This window comes from Luteimonas panaciterrae (assembly GCF_020511115.1).
GTDB lineage: Bacteria > Pseudomonadota > Gammaproteobacteria > Xanthomonadales > Xanthomonadaceae > Luteimonas > Luteimonas panaciterrae.
On record NZ_JAJAVH010000002.1, the window covers coordinates 86268 to 104144 of the forward strand.

21 protein-coding genes, 1 tRNA gene and 1 pseudogene are annotated in these 17877 nt (G+C 63.9%); 22 read left to right on the forward strand and 1 reads right to left on the reverse strand.

Annotated elements, in window-relative coordinates:
* The first annotated feature begins 35 nt into the window (after positions 1-35).
* From ruvB to LG367_RS04615, 16 genes are all read left to right on the forward strand, one after another.
* Positions 36-1073: a Holliday junction branch migration DNA helicase RuvB gene (ruvB, locus tag LG367_RS04540; RefSeq protein WP_226468043.1), complete on the forward strand. Its 1038-nt coding sequence runs from the start codon at positions 36-38 to the stop codon at positions 1071-1073.
* Positions 1074-1161: 88 nt separating this feature from the next.
* The gene (gene ybgC / locus LG367_RS04545) at positions 1162-1584 is read left to right on the forward strand and encodes a tol-pal system-associated acyl-CoA thioesterase (RefSeq protein ID WP_226468044.1); all 423 of its coding nucleotides are present in this window, start codon (positions 1162-1164) and stop codon (positions 1582-1584) included.
* Between the two features lie 6 nt (positions 1585-1590).
* Positions 1591-2385, forward strand: a complete 795-nt coding sequence (gene tolQ / locus LG367_RS04550) for a protein TolQ (protein WP_226468045.1) — start codon at positions 1591-1593, stop codon at positions 2383-2385.
* A gap of 92 nt (positions 2386-2477) precedes the next feature.
* On the forward strand, positions 2478-2921 hold the full coding sequence (gene tolR, locus LG367_RS04555) for a protein TolR (RefSeq protein ID WP_425490915.1): 444 nt from the start codon (positions 2478-2480) through the stop codon (positions 2919-2921).
* Positions 2921-3877, forward strand: a complete 957-nt coding sequence (tolA, locus tag LG367_RS04560; RefSeq protein ID WP_226468047.1) for a cell envelope integrity protein TolA — start codon at positions 2921-2923, stop codon at positions 3875-3877. Before tolR ends, tolA begins: the two co-directional genes overlap by 1 nt.
* Before the next feature lie 180 nt (positions 3878-4057).
* Positions 4058-4321, forward strand: coding sequence for a TonB C-terminal domain-containing protein (locus tag LG367_RS04565; RefSeq protein ID WP_226468048.1), 264 nt, complete (start codon positions 4058-4060; stop codon positions 4319-4321).
* A gap of 156 nt (positions 4322-4477) precedes the next feature.
* Positions 4478-5797: a Tol-Pal system beta propeller repeat protein TolB gene (gene tolB / locus LG367_RS04570; RefSeq protein ID WP_226468049.1), complete on the forward strand. Its 1320-nt coding sequence runs from the start codon at positions 4478-4480 to the stop codon at positions 5795-5797.
* A gap of 64 nt (positions 5798-5861) precedes the next feature.
* Positions 5862-6383, forward strand: a complete 522-nt coding sequence (gene pal, locus LG367_RS04575; RefSeq protein ID WP_226468050.1) for a peptidoglycan-associated lipoprotein Pal — start codon at positions 5862-5864, stop codon at positions 6381-6383.
* Between the two features lie 17 nt (positions 6384-6400).
* The gene (gene ybgF / locus LG367_RS04580; RefSeq protein WP_226468051.1) at positions 6401-7252 is read left to right on the forward strand and encodes a tol-pal system protein YbgF; all 852 of its coding nucleotides are present in this window, start codon (positions 6401-6403) and stop codon (positions 7250-7252) included.
* 51 nt (positions 7253-7303) lie between these two features.
* Complete coding sequence (gene queE, locus LG367_RS04585; RefSeq protein WP_226468052.1) at positions 7304-7981, forward strand: 7-carboxy-7-deazaguanine synthase QueE; 678 nt, start codon at positions 7304-7306, stop codon at positions 7979-7981.
* A 56-nt stretch (positions 7982-8037) separates the two neighbouring features.
* Positions 8038-8721 (forward strand): 7-cyano-7-deazaguanine synthase QueC, encoded by a 684-nt coding sequence (gene queC / locus LG367_RS04590; RefSeq protein ID WP_226468053.1) that lies wholly within the window; start codon positions 8038-8040, stop codon positions 8719-8721.
* A 94-nt stretch (positions 8722-8815) separates the two neighbouring features.
* Positions 8816-8891 (forward strand) — tRNA-Lys (locus tag LG367_RS04595).
* A gap of 433 nt (positions 8892-9324) precedes the next feature.
* Positions 9325-9477, forward strand: coding sequence for a hypothetical protein (locus tag LG367_RS04600; RefSeq protein WP_226468054.1), 153 nt, complete (start codon positions 9325-9327; stop codon positions 9475-9477).
* 8 nt (positions 9478-9485) lie between these two features.
* The gene (locus LG367_RS04605; protein ID WP_226468055.1) at positions 9486-9932 is read left to right on the forward strand and encodes a hypothetical protein; all 447 of its coding nucleotides are present in this window, start codon (positions 9486-9488) and stop codon (positions 9930-9932) included.
* Complete coding sequence (locus LG367_RS04610) at positions 9904-10593, forward strand: rolling circle replication-associated protein (RefSeq protein ID WP_425490913.1); 690 nt, start codon at positions 9904-9906, stop codon at positions 10591-10593. Before LG367_RS04605 ends, LG367_RS04610 begins: the two co-directional genes overlap by 29 nt.
* Positions 10594-10732: 139 nt before the next feature.
* Positions 10733-11023 carry a hypothetical protein gene (locus LG367_RS04615; RefSeq protein ID WP_226468056.1) on the forward strand — a complete coding sequence of 97 codons (291 nt, stop codon included), beginning with the start codon at positions 10733-10735 and terminating at the stop codon, positions 11021-11023.
* 47 nt (positions 11024-11070) lie between these two features.
* Here LG367_RS04615 and LG367_RS04620 read toward each other — a convergent pair whose 3' ends face one another.
* On the reverse strand, positions 11071-11217 hold the full coding sequence (locus LG367_RS04620) for a hypothetical protein (protein WP_226468057.1): 147 nt from the start codon (positions 11215-11217) through the stop codon (positions 11071-11073).
* 27 nt (positions 11218-11244) lie between these two features.
* Between LG367_RS04620 and LG367_RS04625 the strand changes: the two genes are divergently transcribed.
* The 6 genes and pseudogenes from LG367_RS04625 to LG367_RS04650 form a co-directional block, all read left to right on the forward strand.
* Positions 11245-11484: a hypothetical protein gene (locus tag LG367_RS04625; protein ID WP_226468058.1), complete on the forward strand. Its 240-nt coding sequence runs from the start codon at positions 11245-11247 to the stop codon at positions 11482-11484.
* Positions 11485-11604: 120 nt separating this feature from the next.
* On the forward strand, positions 11605-12960 hold the full coding sequence (locus LG367_RS04630) for a hypothetical protein (protein WP_226468059.1): 1356 nt from the start codon (positions 11605-11607) through the stop codon (positions 12958-12960).
* Between the two features lies 1 nt (position 12961).
* Positions 12962-13255, forward strand: a complete 294-nt coding sequence (locus LG367_RS04635; RefSeq protein WP_226468060.1) for a DUF2523 family protein — start codon at positions 12962-12964, stop codon at positions 13253-13255.
* Positions 13252-14427 (forward strand): zonular occludens toxin domain-containing protein, encoded by a 1176-nt coding sequence (locus LG367_RS04640; RefSeq protein ID WP_226468061.1) that lies wholly within the window; start codon positions 13252-13254, stop codon positions 14425-14427. The genes LG367_RS04635 and LG367_RS04640 overlap by 4 nt, the downstream gene beginning before the upstream one ends.
* A 160-nt stretch (positions 14428-14587) precedes the next feature.
* Entirely contained in the window at positions 14588-15445 is an 858-nt protein-coding gene (locus LG367_RS04645; protein WP_226468062.1) for a tyrosine-type recombinase/integrase, read from the forward strand.
* 398 nt (positions 15446-15843) lie between these two features.
* Positions 15844-17877, forward strand: a pseudogene (locus LG367_RS04650) (DUF11 domain-containing protein); the annotation flags it as partial.

Below are 17877 nucleotides of genomic sequence, written 5' to 3' on the forward strand. Positions count from 1 at the left end.
CGGTCTTCCGGGCGCCGTCGTGAGAACATAGGCGCATGACAGAAGATCGCCTCATCACCGCCGGCGCCACGCGCGAGGACGACGCCGTCGACGCCTCGATCCGCCCCCGGAATCTGGCCGAATATCTCGGCCAGCAGCCGGTGCGCGAGCAGCTGTCGATCTACATCGAAGCGGCCAAGCAGCGCCGCGAGGCGCTCGACCACGTGCTGATCTTCGGGCCGCCCGGACTCGGCAAGACCACGCTCTCGCACGTCATCGCCAACGAGCTCGGCGTCAACCTGCGCATCACGTCCGGTCCCGTAATCGAGAAGGCCGGTGATCTGGCCGCGCTGCTGACCAACCTGCAGCCGCACGACGTGCTCTTCATCGACGAGATCCACCGCCTTTCGCCGGTCGTGGAAGAGGTGCTGTATCCGGCGATGGAGGATTTCCAGATCGACATCATGATCGGCGAGGGCCCGGCCGCGCGCTCGATCAAGCTCGACCTGCCGCCCTTCACCCTGATCGGCGCCACCACGCGCGCGGGCCTGCTCACCGCGCCGCTGCGCGACCGCTTCGGCATCGTGCAGCGATTGGAGTTCTACAGCGCGGAAGAACTGACGCGCATCGTGCGCCGCTCGGCGCAGATTCTCGGCATCGATTGCGTCGCCGAGGGCGCCGGCGAGATCGCGCGACGTTCGCGCGGCACGCCGCGCATCGCCAATCGCCTGTTGCGGCGCGTGCGCGACTACGCGCAGGTGAAGGCGAGCGGCCACATCGATCACGAGGTCGCCCACGCGGCAATGCAGATGCTCAAGGTCGATCCCGAAGGCTTCGACGATCTCGACCGTCGTCTGCTGCATCTGATCATCGACAGTTTCGACGGCGGCCCGGTCGGCGTGGAATCGCTCGCCGCGGCGCTGAGCGAGGAGCGCGGCACGCTCGAGGACGTGATCGAGCCCTATCTCATCCAGCAGGGATTCCTCGTGCGCACCGCGCGCGGACGCATGGCCTCGCACAAGGCCTATCGGCATCTCGGCCTGCAGCCGAAGGGCCGGGAGCCGGGTGCCGGGGAGCCGGAGGCGCTGTTTTGAGGCGTTTTTGCTTGTCATTCCCGCAAAGCCGGGAATCAGTGACTTTGAGACGCGGTGGCAGTGCGGGAATGACAGGTAAGAGGCCTTCATGAACGATACATTCAGCCACCCCGTCCGCATTTACTGGGAAGATACCGACGCCGGTGGCGTGGTCTATCACGCGCAATATCTGGCGTTTCTGGAACGCGCGCGCACCGAATGGCTGCGCGCGCGCGGATACGGTCAGGAACTTTTGCGCGAAGCCCACGATCTGGTGTTCGTGGTCCGGGCGATGCGGATCGATTTCCGCAAGCCCGCGCGTCTGGATGACGCGCTCGACGTGACGGTGAGCTTGCGCCAGTGCCGCCGCGCCAGCCTGGTGATCGCGCAGGCGATCCGTCGCGGCGACGACACGCTGCTCGATGCGGAGGTGCGGGTCGCGGCGGTGGGCGCCGGCGATTTCCGCCCGCGCGGCATTCCCGAACCTTTGTACGACCAACTCAAACTTCTCGAAGACAAGATTGCGGAGTAACAACGGATGAGTGCATTGCCCATGCTGCTGCAAACCACGGCCGAGCCGCTGCCGGAGCAAGCCGCCACCGCCGCGACCGAGCTCGCCGCCGATCCCGCGACCGCCAACACGGCCGCCGCCGCGGGCAATCATCTCGACATCGTCCAGCTGGTGCTGCACGCCTCGATCCCGGTGCAGTTCGTGATGTTGCTGCTGCTGGCCGCCTCGATCGTGTCGTGGGTGATCATCTTCCGCAAACGCAGCGTGCTCGCGCGCGCCGAGAAGGAAGCCGATCGTTTCGAGGAGCGCTTCTGGTCGGGCGCCGACCTGTCCAAGCTCTACACCGGCGCCACCGAGCGCAGCCGTGATATCGGTGGCCTGGAAGCGATCTTCGAGGGTGGCTTTCGCGAGTTCAACCGCATCCGCCAGCGCCGCGGCGTCGACAGCCGCATCCAGCTGGAAGGCGCACAGCGCGCGATGCGCGTGACCACCTCGCGCGAACTGGACGGCCTGGAACGCAATCTCGAATTCCTCGCCAACGTCGGCTCGATCAGTCCCTACGTCGGCCTGTTCGGCACGGTGTGGGGCATCATGATTTCGTTTCAGGGCCTGGCCAACGTGAAGGAGGCCACCATCGCCAGCGTCGCGCCCGGCATCTCCGAGGCGCTGATCGCCACCGCGATGGGCCTGTTCGCGGCGATTCCGGCGGTGTGGGCCTACAACCGCTTCGCCACCAAGGTGGAGCGCATCGGCGTGCGTTACGACGCCTTCGCCGAGGAGTTCTCTTCGATCCTGCAGCGTCAGTCGCATCTGGATGACTGACCGGTGTGTCGATCGGCTGGCTCCGAAACAGCTAGCCCCGAAGCATCGCCACGCACGTTGAAGAGACAAGACACGAGGATTCCGACATGGCCCTGACCGCCACCGGCCGCCGCATCCGCAAGCGCAAGCTCAAAGCCGAGATCAACGTCGTGCCCTACATCGACGTGATGCTGGTGCTGTTGATCATCTTCATGGTGACCGCGCCGCTGATGAACCTGGGCGTGGACATCGACCTGCCGCAATCCAACGCCAAGTCGATCGAGGAGAAGAAGGACCCGATCGTGGTCAGCGTCGACACCGATGGCAATTACTTCCTCGCGGTGAAGGCCGGCAGCAACGAGGCCATCGGCAGTTCCGAGCTGGAAGCGAAGGTCGGCGCGATCGTGCGCCAGAATCCGAAGCAGGCGGTGTTCGTCGCCGGTGACGGCAGCGCCAATTACCAGAAGGTGATGGACGCGATGGTGCTGCTGCAGCGCGCCGGCGTGGAGAAGGTTGGCTTGATGAGCCAGCCCAAGAACGGCGGTGGTGGCAAGTAATGCGCGAGACCCGCGCCGACACTACCCAAGGCGTAATTCTTGCGCTGCTGCTGCATGCGCTGCTGTTCGCGTTGATGTTCGTCGGGCTGTGGTGGTCGGGTAGCTCGTCTCCGGCGGGAGCGGCCGGCGCGCCGGTGAGCGCGGAGCTGATGGAGTTCAGCGATTTGTCGGCGGCGATGCGCCGCACGCTGCAGAAGCGTCCCGAGCCGGTGCAGGAGCCGGAGCCGCCGCAGAAGCAGCCGATCGAAGTCGATGCGACGCCGCTGCCGCAGCCGCTGCCCGAACCGAATCCGCAGGACTCGCAGGTGGAACCGCAGTTCCAGGCACAGGAGCGCATTCCCGAGCCGTCCGACATCGACCAGGAGAAGGTCGAGCGTGACGCGATCTCGGCCGAGACGCGCGAGCGCGAGCAGGAAGAGAAGCGCCGTCAGGAGCAGATCGATCTGACCGAACGTCAGCGCCAGGAAGAGATCGAGAAGAAACAGCGCCTGGCCCAGCAGCAGAAGGATCAGGAAGAGCTGAAGAAGATCCAGGCCGAGATGGCCAAGGCCAAGCGCGAGGCGGATCTGGCGGAGCAGAAGCTCAAGCAGATCGCCAATCTTCGTGCTTCGCAGGCGTCGCAGCAGGCGGCGACGAGTGCGCAGCCGCCCGGTCAGCCGCAAGGCACCGACAGTGGATTGCTGGCGCGCTATCAGGCGGCACTGCAGGAAGCGATCCTGCGCAACTGGACGCGTCCGGACAATGTGCCGATCGGCCAGCGCTGCCGCATCACCATCCGTCAGCTGCCGGGTGGCGAGGTGATCGATGCCAAGGTCGACGCCAGCTGTCCTTACGATGAGCTCGGCCGGCGTTCGGTCGAGGCGGCCGTGCTCAAGGCGCAGCCGTTGCCGTATGCCGGTTTCGAATCGGTTTTCAGCCGCACACTGCTATTGAATTTCGAAGCGCAGGATCGCTAGGTTCTTGCGCGCGGGTTTTCACTATCGCGCCCTATCGCAATGATCCGATTCGCATGCCGAGCGATTGCAGGAGTCATGCTTGCACTTCTGTGTGCAGGATTATTTCCGAAGGACAGTTTTGGGGCTGAGCCTCCATCGCCAGTGCCTGCGACCACTGATACCGAGCTCTTGAAGCGTTATATGACCGCTCTTCAAGACAGGATCTTTCGCCAATGGATGCGTCCGGAATCTGTTCCATCCGGGAAACGCTGTCTGGTCAGGATCCAGCTACGACCTGGTGGCGAAGTGCTCAGTGTCGACATCGACCCAAACTGCCCCTACGACGAAGCCGGTCGGCGCTCGGTCAAGGCAGCCGTGCTCAAAGCACAGCCGCTGCCCTATGCCGGTTTTGAGCCCGTTTTCACCCGCACCGTGCTTCTGAACTTTCAGGCGCAGGACGACTGAAAGCTGGCTTTAGCCGCTGGATGGCGGCTATTCGAGGGTGAAAACCCCGCTTTCGCGGAAAATGGCCCAGGAAGGCATCACTTTCTGTTCAGCTTTGAAGCCTTGTTCATGAACACCCTGTCACGCTTCCGCATCCCCCGGATTCTCGTCCTGCCCATGACCCGATCCCTGCGACGCCTTGCCGCACTCTTCGCCCTGTTGCTGCCATTGGCGGCCTTTGCCCAAGAGAAGGGCCTGGAAATCGATATCGTCGGCGGCAACGCCTCGGCCCTGCCGATCGCCGTGGTGCCGATGCCGTACCAGGGCAGCGGGGCGGCGCCGGATACCGACGTCGCCAGCGTCGTGCGCGCCGACCTCGACCGCTCCGGCCAGTTCCGCGGCCTGCCCGTGAACGACATGGTCGAGAAGCCCACCAAGGGCAGCGAGATCCAGTACCCGACCTGGCGCCTGCTCAAGCAGGACTATCTGGTGGTCGGCCGCGTCGTCGATGGCGGCAGCGGTAGCTATCGCGTCGAGTACGAACTGTTCGATGTCGCCAAACAGGAACGTCTGCTCGGCTTCGCCATGACCGCGCGCAGCAATGCGATGCGTGACGTCGCGCATCAGATCGCCGATGCGATCTACGAAAAGATTCTCGGCGTGCGCGGCGCATTCTGGACCCGCATCGCCTACATCACCGCGGTCGGCACCGGCAAGGGCAGCCGCTATGCGCTGATGGTGGCCGACTCCGATGGCTACAACCCGCAGACCGTGGTGCGTTCGCCGGAGCCGCTGCTGTCGCCTTCGTGGAGTCCCGATGGCCGCCGTCTCGCCTACGTGAGTTTCGAGCGCGGCAATTCGTCCATCTACATCCAGGACATCACCACCGGCGGTCGCGAACTGGTGGCCAGCTTCCGCGGCATCAACGGCGCGCCGTCGTTCTCGCCTGATGGTCGCAAGCTGGCGCTGACGCTCTCGCGCAGCGGCAATCCCGAGATCTACGTGATGGACCTCGGCAGCAAGGCGCTGACCCAGATCACCAACCAGTTCGGCATCGATACCGAGCCGACCTGGAGCGCCGATGGCGGCTCCCTCTATTTCACCTCCGATCGCGGCGGCAAGCCGCAGATCTACCAGGCACCGGCCAGTGGTGGCGGCGCTACACGCGTGACGTTCCAGGGCAGTTACAACGCCAGTGCCACGGTGTCCTATGACGGCAAGAAGATCGCCGTGGCGCAGGGAAGCGGCAACGTGTACCGTATTGCACTGCTGGATCGCAGCCTCGGGTCGCCGCGCTGGTCCACGCTGTCGCCGGGTTCGCTCGACGAATCGCCGAGTTTCGCCCCCAACGCCAGCATGATCCTGTACGCGGCCCGTGAAGGCAGGCGCGGAGTGTTGTACGCAGTCTCGGCCGATGGTCGGGTGCGTCAACGCCTCGTGCTTGCCGACGGTGACGTGCGCGAGCCGGCCTGGGGACCGTATCGCACGCAACGCTGATCTGACCTGCACGCCAACCAACGCATTCTGCAACACCCCTCTTCACTGCTAAGGATTCGACGAGATGAACACCACCACCCGCGTCCTGCTTACCGCGCTGCTGTGCACTGCCGCCGTAGCCTGTTCTAAGAAGGTCAAGGAAACGCCGACCACCGGAACCGAACCCGGCTCGACCACCGGCGGCGTGACCGACACCGGCCCGACCGCGCCGGGCGCCTACGGCCCGAGCGATCTCGATACCGACGCCTGCCTGCGTCAGCGCGTGGTGTACTTCGATTTCGATCAGGACGGACTGCGTCCTGAATTCCAGGCCGCGATGGCCTGCCACGCCAAGTACCTGCGTGACCGTCCGTCCGCGCGCATCACGCTGGAAGGCAACGCCGACGAACGCGGCAGCCGCGAGTACAACCTCGGCCTGGGCGAGCGCCGCGGCAATGCGGTCTCCTCCGCGCTGCAGGCCAACGGTGGCTCGGGCAGCCAGCTCACCGTCGTCAGCTATGGCGAAGAGCGTCCGACCTGCACCGAATCGACCGAAGATTGCTGGGCCAAGAATCGTCGCGTCGAGATCGTCTACACCGCCAAGTAAGTTGTAGCGGCTGAAACATGAAGTACCGCATCGTTTGCACGATGACGTTCGCGGCGGCCCTCGTGGCCGCCGCGCCCGCGTTTGCGCAACGCGCCAGCCTTGCCGATCGCGTCGCCGCGCTCGAGCAGCAGGCCGCCAACAACCAGGGCAACGTCGATCTGCTCAACCAGATCACGCAGCTGCGCAGCGACCAGCAGGCATTGCGTTCGCAGATCGAGGATCTGCAGCAGCAGGTCGAACAGCTGAAGTCGACCAACCGCAGCCAGTACCTGGATCTCGACGGCCGCCTTAATCGTCTCGAGGGTGGGGCGCCGGCGTCGCCCGGCCAGCCCGCGCTCGATTCCAATTCGGTTCCCGCCACTTCGGTTCCCAGTACGCCGTCGCAGCCGGCCGCTGCAGCGCCCACGGTACCGGCGGCACCGGCTCCGGCCGACAGCGCGCCCGCGATCCACGGCGATGCCGGCGCGATCGCCAACCGCGCCGACGAACGCGGCGCCTACGAAACCGCGTTCAACGCCCTGAAGGGCGGGCAGTACGCCGATTCGGCGCAGCTGTTCCAGAGCTTCCTGCAGTCCTATCCGAACGGTGCCTACGCGCCGAACGCGCTGTACTGGCTGGGCGAGAGCTACTACGTCACCCAGAACTACGCGCTGGCGCAGCAGCAGTTCCAGGCGCTGCTCGACCGCTATCCGACCCACGACAAGGCGCCGGGCGCGCTGCTCAAGGTCGGCCTGTCGCAGTACGGGCAGAAGCAGTACGACGCCGCCGAAAAGACGCTGTCCGATGTCTCCGCGCGCTTCCCGGGCACCGATGCCGCCCGTACCGCCGAGGATCGGCTGCGCGCGATCCAGCTGTCCCAAGTAAAATAACCGTCCCGCCTCAAGAATCCGCGGCTCAATACGCGGATTTCCGACAAGCATATGCACGCCGTAACGATAGATGCGGCCGCCGCCGCGGCGCAGCGGCTGCGCATCACCGAAATCTTCCTCTCGCTGCAGGGCGAAGCCCGCGACGCGGGATGGCCGACCGTGTTCGTGCGCCTGACCGGCTGCCCGTTGCGCTGCCAGTATTGCGATACCGCCTATGCCTTCCACGGCGGCGAGTGGCGCGAGATCGACGCCATTCTCGAAGAGGTCGCCAGCCATGGCGTGCGCCACGTCTGCGTCACCGGTGGTGAGCCGCTCGCGCAGAAGCGCTGCCTGCAATTGCTGCAACGCCTGTGCGATGCCGGCTACGAGGTCTCGCTGGAAACTTCGGGCGCGATCGACATCGCCCAGGTCGATCCGCGCGTCTCGCGCGTGCTCGACATCAAGACGCCCGGCTCGCGCGAAGTGGAGCGCAATCGCTGGGAAAACCTGCCGCTGCTCACCGCGCATGACCAGATCAAGTTCGTCCTGTGCGGGCGCGAGGACTACGAATGGGCGCGTGACCTGATCGCCGGGCGGAAGCTGCACGAGCGCTGCGACGTGCTGTTCTCGCCCAGCAAGTCCGAACTCGATGCCCGCGCGCTTGCGGACTGGATCGTTGCCGACCGCCTGCCGGTAAAATTCCAGCTGCAGCTGCACAAGATCCTCTGGAACGACGAGCCAGGGCGCTGAAGCGCGATTGTCCGAACCAGTTTCCGAATTTCGAATTTTCGACCCCGGTTTTTCCGATGAAAAAAGCAGTCGTCCTCGTCTCCGGCGGCATGGATTCCGCCGTCGTCCTGGCCATCGCCCGCGAGCAGGGGTTCATCACCCACGCGCTCAGCGTCGCCTATGGCCAGCGGCATACCTCCGAACTGGCCGCCGCCGCGCGCGTGTCCAAGGTACTCGGCGCCGTGCAGCACAAGACCGTCGACGTCGACCTGCGCAGCATCGGCGGCTCCGCGCTCACCGACGACATCGACGTGCCCGTGGACTCCCATTTGAACCCGGACGGTCCCGCCATCCCCGTCACCTACGTGCCCGCGCGCAACACCATCATGTTGTCGGTCGCGCTCGGCTGGGCCGAGGTGCTGGGCGCCGCGGACCTGTTCTGTGGCGTCAACGCGGTCGATTATTCCGGCTATCCGGACTGCCGTCCCGAGTTCATCGCCGCTTTCGAGCGGCTGGCCAATCTCGCCACGAAGGCGGGCGTGGAGGGCGCCGGGCTGCGCGTCCAGGCGCCGCTCCAGCAGATGAGCAAGGCCGACATCGTGCGCGAGGGCCTGCGCCTGGGCGTGGACTTCTCGCAGACGGTGTCCTGCTATCGCGCCGACGCCGAAGGCCGCGCCTGCGGCCATTGCGATGCCTGCCGCCTGCGGGCCGAAGGCTTCGCCGCCGCCGGCGTCGACGACCCCACGCGCTACGTCGGTTGAGTCACTTGAGGCTGGGGAAACGCGCGGAGGATGTGCGTTTCCCGACAGGTTGCTAGAATGCGCGTCCCCGGTGCAACGCCGGGCGCAACAACTTGGGTCGTTAGCTCAGTCGGTAGAGCATCGGACTTTTAATCCGCTGGTCGATGGTTCGAATCCATCACGACCCACCACATTCCCCATCACGATTATCAGGCAGGCCGCTGCGCCGAGCTGGCGGGCGATGCGTGCCCATGCGCGGGCGGTCTCGCCCTTCGACTGTTCCTTCATGGCCAGAGCGGCCCATGCGGCGGGGTTCTCGCCCAAGTCTTCGGCCATACGCTCGATCACGTCGGCTCCGGCGTTTTGCCCTTTCTTCCACCACGTCACGCTCGAGGGGTGAGCTCCTAGCGCGAGCACGGCCTGCCGCTCGCTCGGGAAGTTCTTGAGCACCATCCACCGCTGGAAGAGGGTCCAAGTCGCGCTCATGTACAGGGGTCCTGTTGACGTGGGTGTACAGACCCAGTATATAGCGCCTTGTGTACAGGATTCCTGTACGCCGCCCGCGCCCCCGGCAGCCCTGTCCGGGGCAGGGCGTTACAGGGCGACGGGGCAGGGGACAGGGGTATGGCGCTTATCCAGATCATCGCCGGGCTTTGCTTGGTGTTTCTCGCGTTCTACGTGCCGCAGCCGTCGCAGGGCGTCGCTGTCGTGCAGGCATTCATCGGGATCACGTTGGTGCTGCTCGGCTGGTTTCGCGCCGGGAGGGATTCCCTATGAGCCTGTCAATGCTCAGTCTCACAGGCGATCAGAAGCTCGCTATCTTCGGAAGCTTGGTCGGCGGCCTGTTTCTCATCGCAGTGTATGCCGGTGCGATACGTGCGTTGATTTACTTCGTGTGTGATCGCGTGCGGCAACCGCAGCGTGAAGCTGCGTTCCTGCAGGAGCAAATCCGGGGTGTAGGGGCGTCAGCCCCTACGGTGACGCTTCCCCTCGACGAAGTTTCCGAAGCAACTATCTGCTCACCACTCGGGCATCCCGACCTCGTTCCGACACCACTTCCTGTTGACCGCTTTTCCCACTGTGATCTGTGCGGGCGGTCTGATGTCCATCGCACGGTATGGCTCGACGCCTCTTATGAGGAAGGTTTGTCCGGTGCGTTCGTTGACGTGTGCGCCGCTTGCTACGCCGATGTGGAGCACAGCCGTGGCGTTTTTGCGGACGAGCAGCGGTGAGGCCGTGGATGAAGCGCCAGCGCCTTCCAAAGTACGCGGCCACGTCGAGCTTCTGGATCAGCCGGAGTTGTACGGTGTCGCGGATACGGCCACAGGCGACGCATGGTCTGAGTTTCTCCGGCGATACCCCGCACACGTGTTCGCAACTCTCACTTTTCGAAGAGAGAAGTTCTACACCGATCGAACAGGACAGGTGCGTGCGATCAACCGCACCGGCTCCAACGGTTCTATGCATCCGGAAGCGGCCGACAAAGCGTTCCGCTACTTCGTCCGCTGCATCAACGAAAGTGTCTACGGCAACAACTGGCAACGCCAGTGGCATCGCGGCCTCCAATGGGCGCGAGGGCAAGAGTTCCACAAAGACGGACGCCTCCACTTCCACGCGCTGCTCGCAGCGCCGACTGCCGACCTCAATCACCTTATCTCGCGCTACCAGTGGCACGAATGGTGGTATCGCGAGTTCGGACGCAATCAGATCGAACAGCCGCGCAGCCAGCACGACGTCGCGGCCTACGTCAGCAAATACGTCGTCAAAGACGGCACCGTCGATTTTTCACCCAATTTCGGAGCATGGCGACCGCCACGCCCCGATTTCAGCGTAGTACCGCAGCAAAGAGACCTGCCGGGGTCTCGCACCACAGATCCGGCACCCGTGGACTGAAGACACTTCGGGCACAGGGTAGGGCACACGCGGGGGGCGCCAGCAGGCACCCCTTAGCTTGACCCTACCAGTGCGTCTGAAATTTGCGGGTATTTCAAAGAAAACCATTGACCACCACGACGACAACGAGGAAATGAAAATGAGCAAGCAACCGACTGTGACGATTCGCGGCGAAGCCCTTCCGAACAACGTCACGACGAAAAACGGGGCAGTGAAGACGGTGTATCGACAGGCGGCAACGCTCGATGCCGAACAGGTCCGCATGAATTTCGACTTGGAAGTCGACGGGCCAAACGTGGCGTACCGCGTCGGTGCGGTCTACGACTGGGATGTGTTTGCCGATCTTGTCGCAGGCCAGTACCAGCGCGTCGAGTTGTCGCGGCGCATGACGTTGCGTCCGCAGGACAAGCAGGCAGCGAAGGCGGCCTGATCAATGTCCGACACGGTGACCATGCAGCAGTTTTGCGATGCCGCGAACTACGTGGCGGAGACGAACACCTGCACGGCACCGTATTGGGCTGTGGCATACGGCGGAGTTCCGCCGCTCTCCGTCGATGACGCCTTGCTCATCGCCTCGGCAACGTGGGCGTTGTGGGCAGCGGCGTGGATAGTGCGGCCTTTCATCAAAACTCTACTGCGAGGTAACTCAACATGAAGCAACTCACCGCGTTCATCAGCAAGACGCGAGGCAAGGTAGCGGTCGCCATGACCGCGCTGCTCGGTTCGTTGTTCAGCGCCGCTGCGTTCGCGCAGTCCACCGGCATGGGCTCGACCGCTGCGGGCAAGATCGACTCTGCGCTCCCTCAGATCGAGCTCGTTCAAACGGCGATGCTCGCCATCCTGATCGCTCTCGTCGTGTTCTCGCTGATCCGCCGTTCTTTCGGTAAGTAACCGAGGGGAGGGCGGGGCAACCCGCCCCCTCTTTTGGAGGTAGGCAATGTACACAGGGTATTTCGTGCTGTTCGCGCTGTTGGTCGCTGGCTACATCATGTTCGCGCCGGGGGACTGGTGATGAAGCTCACCACAGTTTTTGCGCACGCCATCGTTCGTCGTCTCGCGGTGGTGCTGGTGGCGTGCGTGCTTGGGTTGATCGCGCAATGTGCGCATGCTCAGTATGAAGGCTGCCTCGATCCGTTGTCTGTCAATGCGTTTTGCCAGGACGAAGGCATGGCGAACTTGGGTGCCAATAAGGTTGCGGATCGCATCATCAGTAGTAACCCGTCCATATCGTTGTCGAAATGTGCGGCAGTCTATTCACCGTCGACGAATTATTCGAACGCGACCAATATCCGAATTGCGATTCGCACGGCATCGGGCACGTGCGCGCAGCCGTTTAGCAGCGGCAATCGTGCGTTTCCGAACACGAACATGTGCGCGGCGCGGCAGACGCGCAATTCCAACTTGATCAAGGAAAGCGACGCGCTTTCAGGATCAATGTGCGACAACGGCTGTAAAGCAGAGTTGGTAGATATCTCACTCGACATGTCGCTCTCTGGTCCGATCAGTCCAACTGAGCATTACATGAAGGGTACGATCAAACCCACGGGGCAACCGTGTAACGATCCGAACGTGCCCGACGAACCGATGAAGTGCCATCAGGTCAACGGTGGCTATCAAATGTGCTTGAAAGCCAACAAAGATCTGTGCGTCAAGACGCCCCGCGGCAAGACTTATTGCTGGACACCATCGAACGCGGGGCCGCAAGTTGGCGACGATCGCAAGGATGGTGGTGTTAAGAGCGCACCGAACACGCAACCGAATCCGCCGCAGAATCGTGAAGGCGAAGATTGGCAGGAAGGTGGGCGTGGCACGGTGACCGATCATCAGGGCGGCGGCGTGACGGTCGTGACTGGCGTTAACAACGGTGGTACGCCTAACACGGGAACACCAGTTCCCGGCGATGGCACGGGCGGTGGTGACGGCGATGGTGGTACAGACGGCGGTGATGGCGATGATGAGGAGGGTAGTGCCAGCGGCGGCGGCGACTGCACTGCGCCACCGACGTGTAGCGGTGACCCGATCATGTGTGCTGTGCTCGATCAGCAGTGGCGCACGCGTTGCGGTAACAACAAGGGCGACGAGAACGGCAACGGTCGCCCGGATTGGACGGAACCCGGCGAGGGGGAGGGTGATACACCCCTTGAAGGCGACGGTACAGAGAAGATCAAGGAATTCGATTTCGGCATCGACATGATCGATGACAGTGGGTTTATCTCTGCCGATTGTCCGGAGCTACCGACGTGGGACCTAGGGCCGCTTGGCTCGTTTGATTTAAACACAGCGTGGTGGTGTGACATGCTGGCCACGCTCGGCTACGTGTTCTTGTTCATTGCGGCCTGCGTGTCGCTTGCGATCTTGGTGAGCTGACATGTTCGACATCATTACTCGTGCGTTTAACTTCTTCACCACGCAGTTTTCCACGATCGGGCACATCATCGTGTTCCGCGTGCTGGCTGCGCTCGGCATCGGACTTGGAACGTATATGCTCGCGTTGCCGATCATGGTCGACTTTATTCAGCAGTACCTCAACGGGCTGTCGGACTCGGTGACGGGCATGCTCGCGACGTTGCGGATCGACAAAGGGCTCACGATGATTTTCAGCGCCTACGGCGCGAAGCTCGGCATTCGCGTGCGTGCGATCAAGCTGGCGGCGAATCCATGATCTACCTCCGCACAGGGCAACCGGGACATGGCAAGACGTTGTTCTCGTTGGAGGAAGCGCTAGCGGAGGCAGAGAAGGGCCGCACGGTTGCCGTGCATGGCGTGCCTGGACTCAATTACGCCAAGTGCGGGTTTGTCGAGATAACCGATCCTAAGGACTGGCAGAATTTGCCGGACAACACCCTGATCTTCATCGACGAGTGCTACACGGTCTTTCCGAACCGTGTCGCCAATAGCGTTGTGCCGCCACACGTCGAAGCGTTGGCACGCCATCGCCATCGCGGGTTCGACTTCATTCTCGTCTGCCAGTTGGGCAATCAGATTGATCCGTTCGTGCGTGGTTTGGTCGACACACACACGCACTATCGAAAGAAGTTCGGCTCGCCGTTCGTGGTGCAAAAGAAGTGGGATCATTACGCTACGAACGTGCTCGCGCGTGACTCGGATAACAAGCTCACGCGACTGCCGAAGTCGCTAATTAAGCGGCAGCTTTACCATTCCACGACCAAGGACAGCACCAAGCGCCATTTGCCGTGGTACTTCATCGTCGGCCCGATCGTGGTCGCGTATGCGGCGTATGTCTTCTGGCGTGTCGGCACCGGGCGGCTTTTCGGGGAGGAGCACACGACCGCGCCAACGGAACAGGCGGCAGCGGCGACGACTGCGCCTGCTGCGCAAGCAGCTGGCGCTGCGGCGCCGCAGTCCGACAAGGACAAGCCGATGAGCAAGGAGGAGTATTTCGACCGGTTCAAGCCGCGTGATGCCGCCGCGCCGTGGTCGGCACCTGCTTACGACAATCGTCGCATCGTCGCTGAGCCTCGCGTGTTCTGCGTCACCAGTGGCGCGGGGCTTGATGCTGATGGTGTGGAGCGTGGTGACAGCTGTCGCTGCCTCACTGAGCAGAACACGCCTTACGAGATGCCGAAGGATCGCTGCGAATACATCGCCAAGAATGGCGCGGTGTACAACCCGTACCAGCGGCCTGACGCGTTTGAGAAACGGCGGGCGGGGATGACGCGTGAGCAAGCGCCGGAGACCGTGCGGCCTGTTCGCTTTGCCGATGGTGCGGTTGCTGCAGGCGACAGCAGCGTGCCGCCGCTGCAAGCCCGCTACGGCCAAATGCGCACCGATCCGGACGGGGAAGACCCGCCCTACGAGCCGATTAGCTTTTAAGGCTATGGGGCAGGATGCCCCGCTTGTGATCCTTAGCGATTGGATCGCGCATGCCGACGTGCATCGGTCGACGAAGGCCGAATCCCACTCACTGTGACGTACCCCCTTCCCTGCTGACCCGCTTTTCGCGGAACCTTCGGTTTTTCCGGTGGGGACCGTGGTGAAGTCGTGGGAGGAGGCTGCACAGCGCTGGCTCAGGGAAAAGAAGCGCAAAAAGACCATCGACGAAGACCGGCAAAAGCTGGAATGGCTCGCCCCCTACTTGGCACACCGACCGTTGTCGGACATCGATGCTGAGCGCATCGCCGCTGTCGCAGAACTCAAGGCCACCGAGGCCTCCCCGTCGACGGCCAATCGGTATCTCTCGCTGATTCGCTCCATCCTGCGGCGTGCATGCCTGCGCTGGGAGTGGGTGCCTCGGGTGCCGGTGATCGAGCTATACCCTGAACCGAAGCGCCGTGTGCGCTGGCTGACGCGTCGGCAAGTGGTGCGGCTGTTCCAAGAGTTACCGGAGCACCAACGCCCCGTGGTGGCCTTCGCCCTGGCTACTGGCCTACGTCAGGCCAATGTGGTCCGGATCGAGTGGAGTCAGGTCGACTTGCCGCGCCGACGGGCATGGGTTCACGGCGACCAGGCCAAGGGCCAGCTACCGATCGCGGTCCCGCTCAACCAGGTCGCGGTGCAGGTGTTACAGGAGGCCGAGGGTAAGCACCCTCGGCGGGTGTTCACTTATCGGGGTCGACCGTTCAATGCGGCCAACACGCGGGCTTGGCGGCGGGCGCTGGCTCGGGCCGGGATCGAGGACTTCCGGTGGCATGATCTGCGCCACACGTGGGCTTCGTGGCACGTGCAGGAGGGGACGCCGCTGTTCGTCCTGCAGGAGCTAGGCGCGTGGCGCAGTGAGGCAATGGTGAAGCGCTACGCCCATCTCGCCCCGCATCAGTTCGCCGAGCACGCGGAGACCGTATCGCAGCTGCTGTTGCCACTTCCGGACCTTGATGGCCCCCCGGACTTTTAATCCGCTGGTCGATGGTTCGAATCCATCACGACCCACCATCTCTTCGCGCCGCTCCCATCCCGCCTGCTCCAGGCCGGGGGGCGCTGCTTCACATTCCCGCCACGCGACCGGCGGCCAAATTCCCCCGTCAAACGGTGATGCCATTCACGTGCTTTGTGCGATATATCGGTTTTCAGGAATTGCAAGTCCTAGGGGTCATTTCCTGAACGATTTATCAGTTCAAACCTGTCGTTTGCCTGCGTGAAATGTGACAGACATCCAGATTGGTGTTAGATTGGTGTAAGTACGGAGCACCATTTCTCACATCGTTGAGAGATTTCGTGCTAGGGAAGTGGTAGTTGGGGGAGACAGTCGGTTACTTGCCGCTGTCGAAAAAACGTCTCTGGGGAGCAGTCAGCGTGTTCGCATTCGGTCATGGCTTTGCCGCGGCAAGTCGTCGCGTCGTCCTGTCTCTGGGATTCTGCCTGGCAGCGCTTGGGGCACCCCTCGCTTTCGCACAGACAGCGACCAACGTTGCGACCATCACGCCGCCATCGGGTGTCACCAATACCGGCGCCGCCTGTATCGCCGCCAATGGTTCCGGCGCGTTCAACAGCACGACCGGCGTTTGCACCGCGACCGATACCGATACGGTCGTTACCCCGCAGCTGACCTTCACCAAGACCCATACCGGCAATTTCGTCGTCGGCACCAACGGCACGTACACGCTGACCGTCAGCAACACCGGCACCGCGCCGACTTCGGGCACGATCACCGTCACTGACACACTGCCGACCGGCTTGACCTTCGTGTCGGCCACGGGCACCGGCTGGACCTGTTCCTTCGCCTCGCCGACGGTGACGTGTACCAGCACGACCGTGATCCCGGCGGGCTCGGCGGGATCGCCGATCACGCTAACCGTGGCCGTGGGCGCGGCTGCCGCACCGAGCGTGACCAACACCGCGCGCGCCAGCGGCGGCGGCGATCTGACCTGTCCGGCTTCGGGCACGACCGATCCGCGCTGCACCCCGAGCGATCCGACGACGGTCAACACCCCGGCGAACATCGCGGTGGCGAAGACCGGCCCGGCCACGGTGACGGCGGGCACGAGCTATCAGTACACGCTGGCCGTGAGCAACAGCGGCCAGACCGCGAGCGGCACGAATGTGATCGTGCAGGATCAGCTGCCGGCCGGCGTGATCGCCACGGCGGTGACGGGCGCGAACTGCGGCACGCTGCCGAGCGCGGCGGGTGCGCTGCTGACCTGTACGATCCCGGGCCCGATCGCGGCCGGCGGATCGGTGAACGTGGTGCTGACAGTGACCGCGCCGGCGACGGGCGGATCGATCACCAACTACGCCGCGACCAACCCGACCGGCACCGGCAATCCGGGTACGCCGCCGGGTCCAGGCTGTACGAACAACGCGACGACCAACTGCAGCAGCGCAGCCACCACGGTCAATGCGCCGCAGCTGTCGTTCACCAAGACGCACACCGGCAACTTCGTTGTCGGCACCAACGGCACCTACACGCTGACCGTCAGCAACACCGGCACGGCGCCGACCACGGGCACGATCACCGTGACCGATACGCTGCCGACCGGGCTGACCTTCGTGTCGGCCACGGGCACCGGCTGGACCTGTTCCTTCACCTCGCCGACGGTAACGTGTACCAGCACGACCGCGATCGCGGCCGGCGCGACGGGTTCGCCGATCACGCTGACGGTGGCGGTGGGCGCGGCTGCTGCGCCGAGCGTGACCAATACCGCGCGTGCCAGCGGCGGTGGTGACACCACCTGCCCAGCTTCGGGCGGAACGCAGGCACGCTGTAATCCGAGCGATCCGACCACGGTCAACACGCCGGCGAACATCGCGGTGGCGAAGACCGGCCCGGCCACGGTGACGGCGGGCACGAGCTATCAGTACACGCTGGCCGTGAGCAACAGCGGCCAGACCGCGAGCGGCACGAATGTGATCGTGCAGGATCAGCTGCCGGCCGGCGTGATCGCCACGGCGGTGACGGGCGCGAACTGCGGCACGCTGCCGAGCGCGGCGGGTGCGCTGCTGACCTGTACGATCCCGGGCCCGATCGCGGCCGGCGGATCGGTGAACGTGGTGCTGACAGTGACCGCGCCGGCGACGGGCGGATCGATCACCAACTACGCCGCGACCAACCCGACCGGCACCGGCAATCCGGGTACGCCGCCGGGTCCAGGCTGCACGAACAACGCGACGACCAACTGCAGCAGCGCAGCCACCACGGTCAATGCGCCGCAGCTGTCGTTCACCAAGACGCACACCGGCAACTTCGTTGTCGGCACCAACGGCACGTACACGCTGACCGTCAGCAACACCGGCACCGCACCGACCACGGGCACGATCACCGTGACCGACACGCTGCCGACGGGCCTGACCTTCGTGTCGGCCACGGGCACCGGCTGGACCTGTTCCTTC